The sequence below is a fragment of the Streptomyces gardneri genome, assembly GCF_006539185.1.
Lineage (GTDB): Bacteria > Actinomycetota > Actinomycetes > Streptomycetales > Streptomycetaceae > Streptomyces > Streptomyces gardneri.
This window is the reverse complement of sequence record NZ_BJMN01000023.1, coordinates 23,070-37,060: the sequence shown is the minus strand read 5'-3', so window position 1 is coordinate 37,060 and position 13,991 is coordinate 23,070. Positions and strand designations below refer to the sequence as shown.

General features: G+C 69.5%; 10 protein-coding genes and 1 pseudogene. 3 read left to right on the top strand and 8 right to left on the bottom strand.

Going from position 1 to position 13,991, the window contains the following annotated elements; translation table 11 throughout:
• Positions 1-43 precede the first annotated feature (43 nt).
• From SGA01_RS18450 to SGA01_RS18435, 4 genes are all read right to left on the bottom strand, one after another.
• Positions 44-1,492 carry a cellulose binding domain-containing protein gene (locus SGA01_RS18450; RefSeq protein ID WP_141297579.1) on the bottom strand — a complete coding sequence of 483 codons (1,449 nt, stop codon included), beginning with the start codon at positions 1,490-1,492 and terminating at the stop codon, positions 44-46.
• Positions 1,493-1,664: 172 nt separating this feature from the next.
• Positions 1,665-2,564: an alpha/beta hydrolase fold domain-containing protein gene (locus tag SGA01_RS18445; protein WP_141297578.1), complete on the bottom strand. Its 900-nt coding sequence runs from the start codon at positions 2,562-2,564 to the stop codon at positions 1,665-1,667.
• A gap of 47 nt (positions 2,565-2,611) precedes the next feature.
• Positions 2,612-3,955: an MFS transporter gene (locus SGA01_RS18440; protein ID WP_218037839.1), complete on the bottom strand. Its 1,344-nt coding sequence runs from the start codon at positions 3,953-3,955 to the stop codon at positions 2,612-2,614.
• 69 nt (positions 3,956-4,024) lie between these two features.
• The gene (locus tag SGA01_RS18435; RefSeq protein ID WP_141297577.1) at positions 4,025-5,242 is read right to left on the bottom strand and encodes a M20 metallopeptidase family protein; all 1,218 of its coding nucleotides are present in this window, start codon (positions 5,240-5,242) and stop codon (positions 4,025-4,027) included.
• 101 nt (positions 5,243-5,343) lie between these two features.
• On the opposite strand from SGA01_RS18435, the gene SGA01_RS18430 reads away from it, so the two are divergent.
• Complete coding sequence (locus SGA01_RS18430) at positions 5,344-6,384, top strand: Lrp/AsnC family transcriptional regulator (protein ID WP_141297576.1); 1,041 nt, start codon at positions 5,344-5,346, stop codon at positions 6,382-6,384.
• Between the two features lie 48 nt (positions 6,385-6,432).
• Here the strand turns inward: SGA01_RS18430 and SGA01_RS18425 are convergent, their stop codons facing one another.
• The 3 genes from SGA01_RS18425 to SGA01_RS18415 form a co-directional block, all read right to left on the bottom strand.
• The gene (locus SGA01_RS18425) at positions 6,433-7,779 is read right to left on the bottom strand and encodes an MFS transporter (RefSeq protein ID WP_141297575.1); all 1,347 of its coding nucleotides are present in this window, start codon (positions 7,777-7,779) and stop codon (positions 6,433-6,435) included.
• A gap of 115 nt (positions 7,780-7,894) precedes the next feature.
• Entirely contained in the window at positions 7,895-9,661 is a 1,767-nt protein-coding gene (locus SGA01_RS18420; RefSeq protein WP_141297574.1) for a sulfatase, read from the bottom strand.
• Positions 9,658-11,253, bottom strand: a complete 1,596-nt coding sequence (locus SGA01_RS18415; protein WP_141297573.1) for a sulfatase family protein — start codon at positions 11,251-11,253, stop codon at positions 9,658-9,660. Before SGA01_RS18415 ends, SGA01_RS18420 begins: the two co-directional genes overlap by 4 nt.
• Before the next feature lie 331 nt (positions 11,254-11,584).
• Here SGA01_RS18415 and SGA01_RS18410 point away from each other — a divergent pair, with 331 nt between their 5' ends.
• Both SGA01_RS18410 and SGA01_RS18405 read left to right on the top strand, forming a co-directional pair.
• Positions 11,585-12,547, top strand: a complete 963-nt coding sequence (locus SGA01_RS18410; RefSeq protein ID WP_141297666.1) for a formylglycine-generating enzyme family protein — start codon at positions 11,585-11,587, stop codon at positions 12,545-12,547.
• A 61-nt stretch (positions 12,548-12,608) separates the two neighbouring features.
• Positions 12,609-13,217, top strand: a complete 609-nt coding sequence (locus SGA01_RS18405) for a PadR family transcriptional regulator (protein ID WP_141297572.1) — start codon at positions 12,609-12,611, stop codon at positions 13,215-13,217.
• 435 nt (positions 13,218-13,652) lie between these two features.
• Here SGA01_RS18405 and SGA01_RS18400 read toward each other — a convergent pair.
• Positions 13,653-13,838 (bottom strand): annotated as a pseudogene (locus SGA01_RS18400) (CorA family divalent cation transporter); the annotation flags it as partial.
• Positions 13,839-13,991: the final 153 nt, after the last annotated feature.

Here is a 13,991-nt window from a genome sequence, read left to right as displayed (position 1 = left end):
CGCGGGTGGTCGCACCGCCACCACCCGGCGCCGGCCGGTTCGTTCAGGAGCTGGGTACGGAGTCCTTGAAGGCGGTCCCGGACGTGCGGAAGTCGGCGACCTTCGCCGCCACTTGGGCCGGGGTGAGGACCTCGTCCTTCACGTGGAGCATGTAGTCGACCCTCTCCTCGTAGGCGCGGGTGGTCGTGGAGGTCTGTCCGGCGAGGTCGATCAGCCACTGGTTGAAGTGGATCGACATGGGTCGCTCGGGCAGATAGCGCGCGTCGTGCCGGGCGAACGCCTTGCCGTCGATGTAGTAGACGAGTGCCGTGTCGTCGATGGTCAGGACGAGGTCGTGCCAGCCGGCCTGGCTCGTGCGGGCCTCGGTGTGCTGGTTGACCGCCTCCCAGGGGGCGGGGCGGAAGGTCTCCCAGGAGGTGGTGTAGAGGACGTTCGCCGTCTCGCCCCAGCCGCCGTTGGGGAGGTACTCGAAGTCGTACTCGGCGTAGTCGTCCGCCATCGGTGCGGTGAGGTCGTTGATGGTGAAGAAGCTCTGGACCAGGTGGTCGCCGTCCGGGCCGCTGGTCGGGGTGTCCGCGAAGCGCACCCGGGCGGCGTAGGTCCCGTTCTTGAACTTCCTTGCGGCGGTGTGCACTTCGGTCTGCCGGGTCGATGCGCCGGCGCCGGCGGTCGACGTGCGCAGCGTCATGAAGGAGTTCGCGCCTTCTTTGGCGAAGGTCACGTTCTCGGGCGCCCAGGTCGCGTCGCCGACGCCGGGGCCGCCTCCGCCGGAGCGGATGGTCCAGCCGTGTGCGGTGATCGCAGGGTCGGTGTGGCCGGTGTAGTCGAAGTCGTCGAAGAGGACCCTCTGTTCGACCGGGGGAGTGGTCGGGGCCGTGGGGGAGGGATCAGTGGGTGTCGGGGTCGGCGTCGGGGTCGACTCGTTGCCGCCCGGGGTGGTGCCCCAGACCTGGACTCCGCCGATGGTGGCGGTGACCTTGGTCCAGTTCCCGTACGTGGTCTGCGCGGGTCCGAACGAGTAGTCGTCGGACTGGTCGAGCGGCTGCCAGTCGGATCGGTGGAAGCGCAGCTGTACGTCTCCGGTGTCGGCGCCCGGTGCCAGGGAGCCGGCTCCTGCGGTGAACCCGACCTCCAGGTACCGGTCCGCCGTGGCGGTGGGGTTGGCCGGCGTGCCGAACGTGCCGTTCAGGTGTGTGCAGCCCTTGACGGCCCAGTCGCAGGCGTAGCTGTACGAGGCGCCGGGGTCGGCCTTGAAGTAGTAGCGCAGCTTGACCTGGCTCAACGGGACGCTTGTCGTCCCGGTGTTGACCACGGTGAACCAGGGCGCCGCCTGGTCGCTGCCCGTGCCGCCGTGCCGGTACCGGACGGCGATGCTCTCGTCCGCGGCGGCGGCCGGGAGGGCGGTCAGCGCGGTGGCGCCGAGACCGATCACGGTGGCGGCGGCGAGCGCGGTGCGCATGCCGGGCTTCCGGCGGTGCGTTCCGTTGCGCATGGGGTTCCTCTCGGGGGAGGTGATGGGGGAGGGCAGCACGGTGCCGCGGGCGAAGTCCGATGCTTCAACACCCGTGTGGGGAAAGGCTGATCATGCGCCGAGGAGAAGTTGGCATAGACCAATGGTGGCGTCAACCCATCGCACTGCGACCGGACAGCCGCTGAGGGCCGTGTCAGCTCCGCAGGGCGGTGCAGAGGGCGGCGCGGGCGGCTCTGCCTTCGGGGATCGGCAGGAGGGGGTAGACGTGCAGCATCTCCGGCGCCTCGTGGAAGTCCAGCTCGACGCCCGCGGCCGTGGCGCGGACGGCCAGTCGCCGGGCGTCGGCGTTGACGATGTCGCGGGTTCCGCTGAACAGCGTGATCGGGTTCAACCCGGTGAGGTCGGCGAGGAGAGGGCTGACATGAGGGTGGTCGGCGGGGAGTGCGCCGCGGTAGAGGTCGCCGGCGTAGCGTGCGCCGGGGACGGCGAGCCAGGGGTCGCGGTCTTCGAGCAGGGCGATGCGCGGGTCGGTCAGGCTGATGTCCAGCCACGGGGAGATGAGGACGGTGCGGGCGGGTGAGGGCAGTCCTCGGTCCCGCAGGTGGACGGCGACGGCGAGGGCCATCCCGCCGCCGGCGGAGTCTCCGATGAGAGTGACGGCCGTGGTGCCCGCGTCGTCGAGGAGTTGGGCGGCCAGGTCGGTGACGGCCGGTACCACTTCGGCCGCGGTCGCCAGGGGAGCGAGGGGGTAGATCGGCACCGTGATCCGGGTGGCGGTCTCGGTGGCCACGTGGGCGATCAGCTTCCAGTGCTGGGGGGCTATCTCGTTGATGTATGCGCCGCCGTGCAGATAGATCGCCCGCCGTCCGGGGCTGAGAGCGCCGCGAGGGGTGACCTCGTAGACGGGCCATCCGGCCACCCGGCGTACGGAGAGGTCGACCGAGCGCTCCAGTCCGGCCGGTGGGGCGTATCCGGTCGGCCGCAGGGAACGGGCGAGGACCTGGTCCCGGACGGCCTCCGCCGAGCTGAACACCTTCTTGGCCCCACGGAGCCGCACCACGGTCGGCATCGCTCTGCTGATCAGGCTCGGCACAGTACGGCTCCGTTCCCACAGTCCGTGTTCTTCGGCGTTCCTCGGTGTCACGTCAGGTCGGTGTTCTTCGTCTCCGGCATCCGGTGCACCACGGCCAGGGCGAGGAGCAGCAGGACCACTGTGTAGCCGAGGAAGAGGTCGCCCTGCCCGTTGCTGGTCAGCCATGTCTGAAGATACGGGGCGCTGCCGCCGCAGGCGGCCACGGCGATCGCGTAGGGGAAGCCCACGCCCGTCGTGCGCAGTCGGGTGGGGAACATCTCCGCGAACACCGCGGGGGTGATCGCCGCGCCGGCGGACATGAAGAGCATGGCCGTGGTCATCGACACGGCCAGCTGCCAGGCCTGGTCCTGGATGAACCAGTTCAGGGGGAAGGCCAGGACGGCTCCGCCGATGTAGGAGCCGTACAGGACGGGCTTGCGGCCCACCCGGTCGGACAGGGCACCGAACAGCGGCAGCGCCACGAGGAAGACCAGGTTGGCGAGGACTCCCGCCCACAGCGCGGAGGAGGCCTCGATGCCCTTGAGGGAGATGGCCTGGGCCGGGGCGGAGACGGCCCAGGTGTAGTAGACGACCGTGCCGCCCAGGGTGAGGCCGATCACGCGCAGGCATGCCGCCCGGTTCTCCCAGAAGCCGCGCCACACGGAGGTGCGCGGCTCGTGGCGGTCCGGGGTGTCGGCCTGCTTCTCGAACGCGTCGGTCTCCTCAAGGCGGAGCCGCATGATCAGCGCGTACAGGCCGAGAAGTCCACCGATGACGAAGGGCACGCGCCAGCCCCACGCGTGGAGCTGGTCCTCGCTGAGGAAGGAGGAGAGTACCGCTGCGAGCACGGTGGCGACCATGATGCCGCAGGTGCCGGAGATGTAGATCAGGCTCGACCAGAGCCCTCGCCGTTCGCGGGGGGCCATCTCCGCCACGTACGTCTGGGCCGCGGGAAGCTCCCCGCCGTGGGCCAGGCCCTGGACGAGCCGCGCGAAGACCAGCAGGGCGGAGGCGCCCACGCCGATCGTGGCGTAGGTCGGTGCGAGGCCGATCAGCAGGCTTCCGGCGGCGGCCAGCGCGATGGAGCCGACCATCGCCGCACGCCGCCCCTTGCGGTCGCTGAGCCGGCCGAAGACAAGGCCGCCCAGGGGTCGCATGAGGAAGCCCACGGCGAAGATCGCCAGGGTGCTCAGCAGGGCCGAGGTCGGATCGGCGGAGGGGAAGAACTGCGAGGCGAAGAACGGGGTGAAGATGGCGTAGACGTTCCAGTCGTACCACTCCAGGGCGTTGCCCACGCCGGTGCCGATGACGGTGCGCAGCCGGGACGGGGCGGGGGTGCTCTTGGTCGTGGCGCTCGTGGCCGAGACGTCGGGTGCGTCGGATCTGATGGCCGGGGATGCGGGGTCGGGCACGGGATTCTCCTGGGGGACGAGAAGCAGTCTGGAAGAGCTGCGTCCGGCGGTGTTGCGGGCGGGGAGAGGTCAGACGGCCGGGACGGGGGCGGGCGTGGCCTTCGCAAGCCGGCGCAGGGCGAGTTCGGCGTAGAGCGCGGCTCCGTCACCCAGTACGCGGTCGTCGAAGACGGCCAGCGGCGAGTGGTTGTACGGGGCTTGCTGGAGGTCCCGGTCCGGCGGGCAGGCGCCCAGGACCACGAACGCGCCGGGGACCTCGTCGAGCACCCGTGAGAAGTCCTCCGAGCCGGTGGCCGGGCGGGGCGCCCACGCGAAGCGTTCCTCTCCGTGCACCTCCGCCACCACGTCGGCGACGAACTCGGCCTCGGCCGGGTCGTTGACGGTGAGGGGGTACTGCTCGACGAAGTTCACCTCGACGTCGAGGCCGTGGGCGGCCGCGATGCCCCGGCACAGCTGAACGGTGCCGTCCTTGATCCGGCCGTGCGACGAGGCGGAGAACGACCGTACGGTCGCCGTGAACCGGGCCTCGTCGGGGATGACGTTGGAGGCAGTGCCCGCGTGGAAGGCGCCCACGGTCAGCACCACGGGGTCGAACGGGTCGAACCTGCGGCTGATGAAGGTCTGCAGCGCGGTGACCATCTCGCACGCCGCGGGTACGGGGTCGTTGGCCAGGTGCGGCATCGAGCCGTGGCCTCCCGCGCCGCGTACGGTCACGCGAAGGCTGTCGGAGGAGGCGAGGACCGGGCCCCGGCGGGTCGCGAACATCCCGTTGGGGTGGCCCGCCGACGTCACGTGCAGGGCGTAGGCGGCAACCGGCCGCTCACCGGAGGCGTCCAGGACCCCTTCGGCGAGCATGTGGCCGGCCCCGTCCTGGCCCTCCTCGCCGGGCTGGAACATGAAGACCACGTCGCCGGCGAGCTCGTCCCGGCGCGCGGAGAGGAGCTGTGCCGCGCCGGTGAGCATGGACGTGTGCAGGTCGTGACCACAGGCGTGCATGACCCCCTCCGTGCGGGAGGCGTACGCGAGACCGGCGCGCTCGGCGACGGGCAGCGCGTCCATGTCGGCGCGCAGCAGCACCGTGGGACCGGGGCGGGAGCCCCGCAGGACCGCGGTGACGGAGGTCAGCCTGTTCCCCGTGGTGACCTCCAGCGGCAGCCCGTCCAGGGTGGCCAGGACCTTGTCCTGCGTACGCGGCAACTCCAGACCCAGCTCGGGCTCGGCATGCAGCGCCCGCCGCAGGCGAACCAGATCACCTTGCACACTCCGTGCGTCCTCGCACACCGACACCCTCGTCCCCTTTCACTGACGTTCACCTTGCTGTCGCTCGGTTGCCAGTGATGATGGATACTCGCCACTCATGGCCCTCGAAAACGCAGGATCTTTCTTCCATGTCTGATCGTTTGCAGGAATCTGCACACCTGGACGAGCTCGACCTCAGCCTGGTCAACACCCTGCAGATCGACCCCCGAGCCCCCTGGTCGCGCATCGGACGGGCACTCGACCTCGACCCCGTCACCGTGGCCCGGCGCTGGTCCCGGCTGACCGAGACGGGCGTCGCGTGGACCACGGCACAGCCCGGGCGCGCTCAGATCTCCCAGGGCTGCCTGGCCTTCGTCGAAGTGGACTGTCAGGCCGGCCGTGCCCTCGAAGTCGCCAACACCCTCGCGCAGTGGCCGCACGTCCTGACCGTGGAGCACACCAGCGGCGGCCGGGACCTGCTGCTCACCGTGTCGACGCCCACGCTTCCCGCGCTCTCCGGATACCTGCTCGAACGCCTCGGAGCACTCCCGGGAATCAGCGCCACCCGCACCCAGCTCGGCACGCATGTCTTCACGCACGCCACCGACTGGCGCTTGCGTGCCCTCGACCCCCGTCAGCGGGCGCACATCACCGCCGAGCGGCCGACCCGGTCGCCGTCGACGCCCCAGACCCTCACCACGAGGGACCGGCTCCTCGTCGTGCGCCTCGGGGCCGACGGACGTACGTCGCTCACGGACCTCGCGGAGGAGCTGGGCGTCGGGATCACCACCGTGCGCAAGCGTCTCGGCCTCCTCGTCGCCAACGAGGACCTGGAGCTGCGCTGCGAAGTAGCTCAACCCCTGTGCGGCTGGCCGATCTCCACCTCGATCTGGGCCCAGGCCGAGATCGAGGACCGCGACGCCCTGAACAGACTCCTGGCCGCCGTCCCCGAGATCCGGGCGTGCATCGGCCTCGCCGGGGGCACCGCGAACCTCCTCATCAGCGTCTGGCTCCGCTCCCTCCCCGACATCCGCGGCCTCGAAGCCCGCCTCACCAGCGCACTGCCCCAGTTGAAAGTGCTCGACCAAGCCGTCTCGCTGCGCTTCGTCAAGCGCATGGGCCGCATCCTCGACCCGGCTGGCCGCAGCGTGAGCACCGTCCCCATGGACATCTGGTCCGATCCTTCCTGAAGCGTCGGATCGGGCGTGTACTCGGCAGTCGAGGCCGGCCAGGTTGAACTATCCGGCCAGAGCCGCCCGTCGCCGGCTCTCGAGGGCCTGCTGGACGCGGGCTACGTCGGCGGCATAGGTGCGGTAGAGCAGGGTGAGGAAGGCACCGTTGACGGCCATGAGGCCGACGAGGACCCACAGGAACACCGAGCGCAGTCCGAAGGCGTCGCCGAGGAAGCCGGCTCCGAGGCTGAACGCGGCGATGGCGACGGCCTCGAAGAGGCTGAGGTAGATGGCGAAGGCCGCGCCGCGGAGCTCGGGAAGGGTCACGGCCATGATCATGGGCCGGTTGACCACCGGGTTGACGCCCTGGGTGAGGCCCATGAGGGCGAAGAAGACGGCGAACAGACCGATTCCGCCCCAGTCGATCTGGGTGCCGAAGTAGGCGATGACCGCGAAGGCGAACTGGGCGGTCTGGAGGATGGCCACGGGCCCGTTGCGCAGGTTGCGGCGGACGGTCCAGTCGGTGAGGAAGCCGCCGAGCAGGGTGCCGGCGAAGAAGCCGATGCCCATGGGGAAGAGGATGACGGAGGCGACCTGGGTGCTGAATCCGTAGACGTCCACCAGGAAGATCACGCCGAAGGCCGCGGCGAGGAGATGTCCGGACAGGAGTCGGGAGACGAGCAGGATCACCAGGCTTCGGATCCGGAAGAGTGCGGTCACCTGCTTCATGGTGACCTTGGCGTGGGCCTCGCGGGTCTGTCGGTCGAGGCCGGCGAGCTGGTGCTCGGACGCGCCTCTGCCCGGGTCGCGCATCCAGATCAACAGGGCGACGCCGAAGGCGACGTTGAGGGCGCCGATGCTCCACAGGCCCCAGCGCCAGCCGTCGTCGAAACCGGCGAGCTGACCCTTGAGGGTCGCGAAGAGGGAGGCGGCGAGGTTGATGGCGCCGTACAGCATGCCGACGGCGCGGCCCCTGGACTCGCTCTCGAAGAGGTCACCCAGGATTTCCGTGCTGAGGGGCTGGGAGGCGGCATACCCGGCGGCGAGGATGGTCATCAGGATGAGGAGCTGGGTGAAGTTCTGGGCGAAGCCGGCGGCTATGCCCCACACTCCCCAGAATCCGGTGGCCAGGACGAGGACGCCCTTGCGGGACCAGCGCTGGGAGACCCACACCCAGAACGGTCCGGCGAACACGCCGACGATCCGGCCCGCGGCGGTCAGGACGCCCAGCGCGCCGAGCGAGACGCCGAGCGAGTGACGGATCACCGGGAAGAGCCCGCTGATCAGACTCGCCTCGGTGTTCTCGACGAGCATGGTGCCGCCGAGAAGGGACAGTTGGCGCCAGCGGCCCTTGACGGGGCCCGCCTTTCTCTCCTTCGTCGTGTCGACGGGTGCCTCGGTAAGATCAGGCAAGACGCCACCTCTTCTTCGTCTCGTTCTTCGCTGGATGGGCGGGAGAGGAAAGGCAGGCCGGTGACGGGGTAGCCGCCCCGTCACCGGCGTTCATCTGTGGTCTGACGACCGGGCCTCAGAGTTTCGCGAGTTCCTCGGCGACCAGGCGCAGCCGATCGGGCGGGATCATTCCGCCCGACATCGCGGCGATGTCGATGAGCGGGGTCGGCCCCAGGAACTGCAGGAGTTCCGAATCGGCGATCCCCGGCAGGTGCCGCTTGAGCACCTCCAACGCCACCGGATCGCCGATCAGCGTCATGACCGGTGTCCGCAGCGAGAGCCGCCCCTCCGGGTAGTCCTCGGCGCGCGGCAGCGGCAGCGCGGCCCGCCGGGCCTGGTCGCGCTGAGCCTGGACGAGGAGATGAGCTTCGGTCACCGGACCTTCGGCCGGCAGTCCCAGGCGTTCGTACTGACTCGGCGGAGCCTCCGTACCTCGCATCAGCTCCACCAGCAGCGTCGCGAGCCGCAGCTCCGCCTCGTCGTCGACGAGCGGCTCCAGCTGCTCGGGGTCGTTCTCCAGGTCGAAGAGCAGGCTGCCGTGGTGGTACGGATTGACGAAGGTACGGCCGGCCGTGCGCAGGGTGCGGAGGCCCTTGGTGAAGCCGAACGGCTCTGCCAGCTCCACGTCGGCGAGTTCGGCAGGGGTGAAGCGCCCGCGCATGTGCGTCGGCATCAACGTGTGCTCTTCCAAAGGGGTGTTGCCGGGGGAGGAGGGCGCGCGCATGTAGACGTACCGGCCGTCGGTGATGTTCACGTGACCGCCGTGGATGCCGAAGAGGCCGGCCTCGCGCACGGGGGCGTCCGAGGCGGCGACGGGCAGTGGTGCGCCTTGCATGTCGGCCGGGCGCTCGACGCCGAAGTACTCCAGGAGCGTGGGGGCGAGGTCGATGGTCTGCACCAGGGTGTCGCGCCGCTCGCCCGCGCCGCCGGCGCGCGGGTCCCAGACGAAGAGCGGCAGATGGACCAGCTCGTTGTACCAGGGCTGGACGGATTTGCCCCACCAGCCCTTCTCGCCGAGCAGCAGCCCGTGGTCGGTGTTGACGATCAGAAGCGTGTCGTCCCACAGCCCGTATTCGTCCATGGCGTCCAGGACCCGTCCCAGCGAGCGGTCGCACATGGAGAGCAGAGCGGCGTACTCGTAACCTGCGTGGGCGACCTGCTCGTCCGTCTCCACCACCTGCTTGTAGTCGGGCCAGTCGAAGTGCGGCCCGTCGTACGCGTGCGGATAGAGGTCCTTGTACCGCTGGTGGGAGAAGAACGGCTCGTGCGGGTCGAAGGTCTCGATCTGGACGAACCAGCGGTCCGCGTCCTTGTTGGTGTGGATGAACTCCAGGCCGGCGTCGAAGGTGAGGGTCTGCGGATGCCGGTCCTCGGTCGCCATGTGCGGCCGGTTCACCCAGTCCTGCCGGTAGACGGCCGAACGCATCCGCTTCAGGTCCTCGGGCATCTCCGGATCGGCCACCTGCCCCTTCCACGGGTCACCCTCCTGCCCGCGGAAGAACTCCCAGGAGTTGTACCGGCCGTGGTAGGTGGCGCCGCCGTCCTCCCAGTAGTGCGGGTGGTCGCTGGCCAGATGGGTGTACACGCCGTTCTGCTTGAGCAGTTCGGGCATCGAGTCGTCGAAGGGCTCAAGCGGTCCCCAGCTGCGGTGCAGGAAGTTGTAGCGCCCCGTGTGCAGTTCGCGGCGGGCCGGCATGCACGGCATCGACCCCGCGTACGCCTTGTCGAAGGTCACCGTGCGCTCGGCGAGCCGCGCGAAGTTCGGGGCGTGCGTCCAGTCTCCGCCGTACGGCGGCAGCATGCGCCGGTTGAGACTGTCGAACATCACCATGATCGCCCTCATCGGACGGACTTCCCTTCTGTCGCCTTCTTGGTGGCGCGTTCCTGGAAGATCTCCATCCACCGCCCGAAGAGCTCCGCGGAACGCGGCGGTGCCGGTGCGTGCCAGGGGACCGGCACCGAGCCACGGGGTACGGCCAGTCGTTGTTCCAGGTCCTCGGCCAGGTGGGACCGGCCGGTGTCGCGCAGGTGCCGGGCGTACCGGGTGGGATCGGCGTAGTAGACAGGCCCGGCCTGGAGATTGCTCAGCATGGGGTCGGGCAGACAGCCGGGACGGCCGGCGTGCTCGTGCCACCACTCGGCCAGGTGGGAACGCATCGTCCCGGCGAGAGCGGGTTCCTCGTCCAGGAGGTCGCGTGTCAGGTACGGGTCGCGGGTGACGTCGTACAGCTGTTCCCAGGGCGTCCTGAAGCACCCGGGGTGATAGGTGCGGATGTAGAGATGGTCGCGGGTGCGGACGGCACGCTGGTAGGTGTGCGCGCCGTGGCCGAGGACCAGGTACGGGCGGGAGTCGGTCTCCTCGCCGCGTACCGCGTCCGCGAAGGAGGCGCCCTGCCAGCCCTCGGGCACGTCCAGGCCGAGCAGGTCGCACAGGGTGGGTGCCAGGTCGATGTTGTACAGGAGGTCGTCGTTGCGCCGGGCCTCGGCCGGAAGGGTGTCGGTGACCCCGGGCCAGTACACGACGAGGGGGATCCGCTGGACGGACTCCGTGGCCAGTCCGTGTTCCGCGTACATGCCGTGCTCGCCGAACGCCTCGCCGTGGTCGGCGCTGACGACGATCGCCGTCTCGTCCGCGATGCCCAGCTCCTCCAAGGTGGCCAGGAGTCGGCCGAAGTGGTGGTCCCAGTAGGCGATGGCCCCGTCGAAGCCGTTGATCAGATGCTCGAAGTCGGCGCGGGAGCGGATCGCGTCGGGCATGTTGTGCGGCACAGGCGAGGTGCCGCCGCCTCCGGTGAGCGAGTAGTGCAGGTCCAGGGCGCTGCGCGGCCCGTAGATCTCGGCGTGTTCCTGGATCGTTTCCTCGTCGGGCCAGGACTGTACGGGGGCGGAGGCCGCCATGCGGTCGGTCCACTCGGCGGGCTGGGTGTAGTCGGTGTGCGGGTCCCAGTAGGTGAGGTGGAGGTACCAGTCGTCGTCCTCGGCGTGCCTGCGGATCCAGTCGAGGGCGGCGCGGTTGACGTCGGCGGCGTCCTCGTCGCCCCAGTTGCCGGTGGCGCGCACGGACTCGCGGAAGTTGCCGTGGAACCAGTACGCGCGGTGGCGCTCGGCGAAGACGGAGACGGCCGCGGTGTAGTAGCCGTCGAGCTGGAGGCGCTGGCCGAGGAGCGGCCGGTCGGGCTCGGGGCCGTGGCCGGAGTCGAGCCGGAACTGGGCGTCGGCGCCGTAGTGGCCGATCACGCCGTTCGTGATCCCGAACTGTCCGCTGGTCAGAGCGGTCCGGGACGGCAGGCAAGGCGAGTCGGAGCAGTAGTAGCGGTCGAAGACCACCGACTTGTCGGCGAGCTTCTGGAGGTGGGGCGTGGTGGGCCGGTGGTAGCCGTACGGGGTGGTGTGGTCGGCCCGCAGGGTGTCGACGTCCACATAGATGATGCGCAAGGGGAACTCCGGGGGACAGACGGGGGCCGCAGGCGGTCGGCATTCGATGAACGCTCAGGGCATATGTGCGTCAGCAGCTATAGGCCTCAGGTTTCAGGGCTGTTGCCGACGGTGTCAAGATGTCGCACCCTAGTTCTCAGATTCGCAATACTCCCGCATCACTCCGCTGATCGTGTCCCCTGGGGAAGAGGGTGCCGACGCTCGACGCTTGCCGGGGCATGAGTTCTGACGTACATATGAAGCTGTCTTGGAGTCACAACCGACGAGCGAGGAGAAGTCCGCCGTGGACAGCTGTTGCACCCCGGGCCGCACGGCCGCTCGCGAGAACACGATGTTGCTGCCGGTGCCGTCCGTACCGACCCCGCTTGCCGCGCCGCCGGAGAGACGGCCGGACGGGCGGGACGAACCAGAGTTCGTGCACCTGCCCAGCGGAGAGTTCCTGATGGGTGACAGCTTCGGTGAGGGCTACCCGTCGGACGGAGAGCAGCCGGTGCACCGGGTGGAACTAGCCCCCTTCGCCATCGCCACCACCACCGTCACCAACGCCCAGTTCGCCGCCTTCGCCGCCGCCACCGGCCACCGCACGGACGCCGAGCGCTATGGCTCGTCCGCCGTCTTCCACCTCGCACTGCGCGCCCGCGCCCGGGACGTCAGAGGGCAAGCTCCCCGTACCCCCTGGTGGCTCGACGTCGCCGGCGCCGACTGGGCACACCCCGTCGGCTCCCTCTCCCACTGGGAGGAGGCTCCGGACCACCCCGTCGTACACGTGTCCTGGGACGATGCCGTCGCCTACTGCCACTGGGCCGGCGCCCGCCTGCCCACCGAGGCCGAATGGGAGTACGCGGCCAGGGGCGGGCACCCAGGCCGCCGCTACCCCTGGGGCGACACCCTCACCCCCGACGGCGAGGACCGGTGCAACATCTGGCACGGCACCTTCCCCACCCACAACACCCTGAGCGACGGCCACCTCACCACCGCGCCCGTACGCTCCTACCCGCCCAACGACCACGGCCTGTACGAGACCTCCGGCAACGTCTGGGAATGGTGCGCCGACTGGTTCTCCCCGGCGTACTACCGCCGCTCGCCCCGGCACAACCCGCTCGGCCCGCGCACCGGCACCGCCCGCGTCACCCGTGGCGGCTCCTACCTCTGCCACGACAGCTACTGCAACCGCTACCGGCTCGCCGCCCGCTCCGCCAACACCCCCGAGTCCTCCGCCGGCAACTGCGGCTTCCGGATCGCCCGCGACCTCACCGAGGACAAGCGGCCCGCCCCGGCGGATGCACTACGGTGAGCCGCCCCCCAACCTGCCCCTGAAGCAATCCGTACCGACCCCGCTCTGTTGAGGACCCGCCATGCGTCTGGAACACGTCATTCTCGGCCTGCTGGCCCTGCGCCCGCTCTCGGGCTACGACATGCGCAAGTGGATGGACGGCCCGGGCAAGTACATCGGCTACGGCGTGCAACTGCCCCAGATCTACCGGGTCCTGCCCCGCCTCGTCGCCAACGGCTGGGCGGAGTTCGCGGTCGACCCCCGCGACGGCAAACCCGACGCCAAGGTCTACCGGCTCACCGACGCAGGCCGCGACGAACTCCTGGCGTGGGCCCGTTCTCCGTACGAACCCTCCCCACGCCCCATGGACCCCGACTTCAGACTCCGGTTCCTCTTCGCCGGACAGCTAGGCCCCGACGTCACCGTCCAGATCCTCCGCACCGAACTCGACCACCGAATCGCCCAAGTGCGCGAACCCGGCTGGATGGACTTCACCACCGTCGAACTGGACCCCGTCCCCGAGATCGACCCGGAGTGGGCGCGCACCATCCAGCTCTCGGCCCACGAATTCGGCTACAGCAACACCGCCGCGTACATCGCCTGGCTCCAGCTCACCCTCGCCAAGGCGGAGGTCGCGGCAGGCCGGGTCCTCAGTGACACCCCCTACCGGGGCCCTGAATCCGCCGACTAGTCGTTCAGGGATGTGGCCGACGGTGAGCGTGGCGATGTCCCCCACAGTGGACGGCTGGCTCGTGACGCGGACCGGCTGAGCGAGGCTGCGGCGGGGTTGTGCCCTGGCGCCTGCGAGGGCCGGACGCCCCGACCCAGCCTTGCACTGATCTCACTGTCCGTGATGGGCGTCGGCGCTGTCTGTCTGTCTGTCGTAGACGCCGCCGATTGGTAACCCGCGTGGCTCCGACGTGCGGCTGCCAGACCCGTGATGCCAGTCGTTTCTCCCCAGACCCTCCCCAATGCTCGTGCAGCACCAAAAAGCGCTGGTCAGAGGCCTGCCGGGAGGAGGATGAGGAGATCGCCCGCATCACTTCTCCCCAGCGCCCCCTATGGGCGGTTTGCGCGACGATGCATGCGCAAACAGTGCGCGGCGCGTGTTTGAGGCAGGTGCTCGCTACAGCCAGCCTCTCCGCTTGAAAATTACGCACAAACTGCCGCATACCATCCCCATCAAGCCGATGGCGAAGGGGTACCCGAGGCCCCAGCGTGGCTCCGGCATGGAGTCGAAGTTCATGCCATAAATAGTTCCCACCAGTGTGGGAGCAAAGAGAATCGCCGCCCACGAGAAGATCTTCAAGAAGTCCTCGCCCTCGGGGTGCTGACCTGCACAGATAGACGTCTAAGGAGTGCTGAACTGCGACTTTGCTTCTTTCCGGAGCTTTCACGATGACACCGTCTTACGCGGTCGATTCTCCCCGGACGCTCCCCAAGGCGGCTTGGTTCTCCCCAGATT